Below are 3,314 nucleotides of genomic sequence, written 5' to 3'. Positions count from 1 at the left end.
TTGCTCGACAATCCAAAGACAATTGAGAGGCTAGGACTTTTGTCCCAGCCTCCTTTATGCATTAAGATCGTTTTGGTAAATAGCGATTGAGCAAGCCAGCAAAGGTCTGAAGGTTGAGACTTTGAACATAGATCTCACCAGTCCCTCTAAAGGTATTGACCACTCCCTCACCCGTCCCAATGGATTGCCAGAAACCATTTTCCAAATGGATATTATAATCCAAAGACTGGCTCCAAGCAACGACATGGGCATTATCGATGGTGATTTCTTGATTGTTTAGCTCGATTTTTTTAATAGAGCCGTAAGCATTCACCAAGAGAGTCCCTTGCCCTTGGGTCGTCATAACGAAGAATCCTCCCTGGCCACCAAAGAGAGCCTTACCGATCGATTGGGTTTCCATTGTATAGTAAGCTGTACCATCAAGTGCAAGGAAGGCACCATCGTTCAATCGATACTGCTTTTCACCCAAATACAGTGGTATAACCTGACCTGGTGAGTCGGGCGCCAATGCTAGGTAAGCATTATTAGACTGGGCAAAAACCTGGGTGATAAAAGTACTTTCACCCGAAACCATTGACCGTCCAACTGCTTTTACAAAGCGTCCCACACCAGAGCCGCTTGCATTTAATTTGGTGTTGAGGGTCACATTAGGTGTATGGTAGACCATACTCCCCCGTTGAATATAGACAGTTTCACCTTGATTGAGAGATAGCTCGACCAAAGGGAACTGCACATTGTTATCTGTGAAAAATCGCATGATAATTAACCTCTATCCTTAAGTAAGTATAGAAAAAGTATAGCACAGGAAAAATCTTTTTGCAAACGATTTCAAACTCTGGTTAAGAAAAGACCTTTTTCAGAACCTCTCCTACAGTGGAGACCGCTATCACTTGAATACCATCTGGGATTGTGATGCCTTGGAGAGAATTTTTTGGGGCATAAATCTTAGTGAAGCCAAGTTTGGTCGCTTCGTTGATCCGTTGCTCAATCCGAGTCACTCGTCGAATCTCCCCAGTCAAGCCAATCTCACCGATAAAGGCCTCTTGAGGATTGGTTGGAAGCTCCTTGTAGCTAGACGCAATGGCCACCGCTACGGCTAGGTCAATGGCTGGCTCGTCCAGTTTGACACCACCAGCTGACTTGAGATAGGCATCTTGATTTTGGAGAAGAAGACCGCAACGTTTCTCTAAAACAGCCATAATGAGGCTGACCCGATTAAAGTCAAGACCCGTCGTCGTCCGCTTGGCATTTCCAAATACAGTCGGAGTCACCAAGGCTTGAACCTCCGCCAAGATCGGTCTGCTTCCTTCCATGGTGACGACAATAGCAGAACCAGTCGCCCCATCCAAGCGTTCTTCTAGGAAGACCTGACTCGGATTGAGGACCTCTACTAGCCCACCTGATTGCATCTCGAAAATCCCGATCTCATTGGTCGAACCAAAGCGGTTCTTGACCGCTCTCAGGATCCGGAAGGTATGGTGGCGTTCCCCTTCAAAGTAGAGCACCGTATCCACCATGTGCTCCAACATACGCGGGCCCGCCAAGGTTCCTTCCTTGGTCACATGGCCCACGATAAAGATGGCAATGTTGTTGGTCTTGGCCAGCTGCATAAGCTCAGCGGTTACCTCCCGTACTTGAGAAACTGACCCTTGAACTCCTGAAATCTCAGGAGACATAATAGTCTGGATAGAGTCGATGATGAGAAAGTTAGGCTGGATGCGCTCCACTTCTGCTCGCACGCTTTGCATATTGGTCTCAGCATAGAGATAAAACTCACTGTCAATATCCCCCAAGCGCTCTGCCCGAAGTTTGATCTGCTGGGCTGACTCCTCTCCACTAACGTAGAGGACTGTTCCCAATTGAGATAGTTGGGTCGATACTTGAAGGAGCAGGGTCGATTTCCCAATCCCTGGATCACCACCGATGAGGACCAAACTTCCTGGGACGACACCGCCTCCAAGGACGCGGTTGAATTCCTCCATCTCCGTCTTGGTACGATGGACATTGATGGAGGTCACATCCGCCAGTTTCATGGGTTTTGTTTTCTCACCTGTCAAGGACACCCGGGCATTCTTGACCTCTGCGACCTCAACCTCCTCGACAAAAGAAGACCAAGAACCACAGTTAGGACAGCGCCCTAGGTATTTGGGTGAATTGTAGGCACAATTTTGACAAATAAATGTCGTTTTTTTCTTAGCGATGATAAACCTCTTTCTAAATCTCTATCTCACACTCAATCACTTGACAAAAATCAATCTTTTCATTTGGCACAAACTGGCGCATGAGCATTCCGTGAGTTACAATGATAATAGTTTTATAATTTCTATATTTTTCCAAAGCTGTTAAAAAACGATGACGCATCTCTAGATCAGTTTCATAGCGATAAGGAGAATCTTCAGATAAAGCTCCTTGATGTTTTAGATAATATTCATGAGCTACCAATACACTAGTTAAATCAGAGTTAGTGCCATCTATGTCTGGACGCCACTCATGAAAAAACGGCTCCACAAATAAGCCCAATCCTGTTTCAACTGCTATATAATGTGCTGTTTCTAAAGCCCTCGTCACAGACGATGAAATAATAATCTCTGCCTTTCCAAAACATGCAGTTTTAGCAACTTCTTTTGCCAGACTGCGACCTTTTCCTGTCAATGGTGCTAAATCACGACCAAAACCACTATAGAGTTGCGGATTTTCAAGTTTATCAAGCATACTATAATCTGGCTCCCCATGACGGACAAAAATAATTTTCATATTAAGATCCCCATAAAACTATCCAATCTTGATTCCGCAATCTTGCCACTGCTTCAGTGTTTTAGAGAATTTCTTCTGGTTGGCAACTCCGACAGCAGACAAATCGACAGAAACCTGATAATTCTCCTTGACAGCTGCCAAAACGGAAGCCTTGACACAGCCATTGCCATCTACCCCTATAAATTCTATGCTTTTAGCACCATTTCCCTCTAAAAAATCTTTTAAATCTGGATTAGTAAAGCAAGAAGCCCGACGCTTCTCAAAGATACGAGAAGATACAAGCAGCAAGCCGGTCGCAAATTTCTTCTTTCTGTCTTTTCTCTCCCAGAAAAAACGATTGAGAATATAGATAACTCGGTCGCTGGGATAGGTAGCAATTTTGTCATTTACAGCTGCAGTCAGTTCTTCATGATATGCTTTTCCTACAGCAACATAATCTGACTGCATGTCTACAACTAATAAATAGTCTGCCATTTTATTCCTCTATTTCCCAGTTGATCCAAAACCACCAGTTCGAACACCGTCAGCTTCATCTCCATCTGCGATTAAAAATGGTGCAA

Annotated in this window: 4 protein-coding genes and 1 pseudogene; all 5 read right to left on the bottom strand. The window is 44.6% G+C overall.

Annotation, left to right across the window (positions count from 1 at the left end; genetic code table 11):
- Positions 1-61 precede the first annotated feature (61 nt).
- Positions 62-757, bottom strand: a complete 696-nt coding sequence (locus RCH62_RS08395) for a TIGR00266 family protein (RefSeq protein WP_306475021.1) — start codon at positions 755-757, stop codon at positions 62-64.
- Positions 758-839: 82 nt separating this feature from the next.
- Complete coding sequence (radA, locus tag RCH62_RS08390; RefSeq protein WP_306475022.1) at positions 840-2,201, bottom strand: DNA repair protein RadA; 1,362 nt, start codon at positions 2,199-2,201, stop codon at positions 840-842.
- Positions 2,202-2,214: 13 nt separating this feature from the next.
- The gene (locus RCH62_RS08385; protein ID WP_306475020.1) at positions 2,215-2,754 is read right to left on the bottom strand and encodes a histidine phosphatase family protein; all 540 of its coding nucleotides are present in this window, start codon (positions 2,752-2,754) and stop codon (positions 2,215-2,217) included.
- Between the two features lie 18 nt (positions 2,755-2,772).
- A complete protein-coding gene (locus tag RCH62_RS08380; protein ID WP_120701521.1) occupies positions 2,773-3,228 on the bottom strand; it encodes an isochorismatase family protein in 456 nt (151 codons plus the stop codon).
- A 9-nt stretch (positions 3,229-3,237) separates the two neighbouring features.
- A pseudogene (locus tag RCH62_RS08375) lies at positions 3,238-3,314 on the bottom strand (dUTP diphosphatase); the annotation flags it as partial.

Source organism: Streptococcus sp., from assembly GCF_030825805.1.
Lineage (GTDB): Bacteria > Bacillota > Bacilli > Lactobacillales > Streptococcaceae > Streptococcus.
Note: the sequence above shows the minus strand (reverse complement) of the source record. Positions and strands in the feature narration are given on the sequence as shown.